The sequence below is a fragment of the Halorubrum sp. SS7 genome (assembly GCF_005435055.1).
GTDB lineage: Archaea > Halobacteriota > Halobacteria > Halobacteriales > Haloferacaceae > Halorubrum > Halorubrum salinarum.
In genome coordinates this window covers 576-1,167 of record NZ_SGXV01000108.1, presented here as the reverse complement: position 1 = coordinate 1,167, position 592 = coordinate 576, and the positions used below count along the sequence as shown (strand labels likewise).

Below are 592 nucleotides of genomic sequence, written 5' to 3'. Positions count from 1 at the left end.
GATCAGGCCGAGGCGTCGCTCGACCGGCTCGGGACCGACTACATCGACCTCTATCAGATCCACCGCTGGGACGACGACACGCCCGTCGAAGAGGTCCTCTCGGCGCTGGATCACCTCGTGACCGAGGGGGTAGTCCGCTACGTCGGGGCGAGCACGATGCCGGCTTGGAAGTTCACTCGGGCGCTGTACGCCGCCGACGTCGAGAACCGCGAGCGGTTCGTCTCGATGCAGCCGGAGTACAACGCCGTCGACAGGCACGAGGAGGCCAACGTGTTACCGGTGTGCGCCGCCGAGGGGATCGGCGTCCTTCCGTGGTCCCCGCTCGCGGGCGGGTTCCTGACGGGGAAGTACTCACGGGGCGAGGACCCCGAATCGGGGAGGGCAGCGAGCGACGACTACACCGCACAGCGGTTCACCGACGAGAACTGGGCGGTGCTAGAGGAGATCCGCGACATCGCCGACGCGAACGGGGCGACGCCCGCGCAGGTGAGTATCGCGTGGCTGCTCCACAAAGACGTCGTTGACGCGCCAATCATCGGACCGAGGAGCGTCGAGCACCTCGAGGAGAACGTCGGGGCGCTCGGCGTCGAGC

Annotated in this window: 1 protein-coding gene; it reads left to right on the top strand. The window is 67.9% G+C overall.

Annotated elements, in window-relative coordinates; translation table 11 throughout:
• Window positions 1-592 (top strand): aldo/keto reductase (locus EXE44_RS16910; RefSeq protein ID WP_137717977.1); only part of this gene is annotated, 592 nt, incomplete at both ends.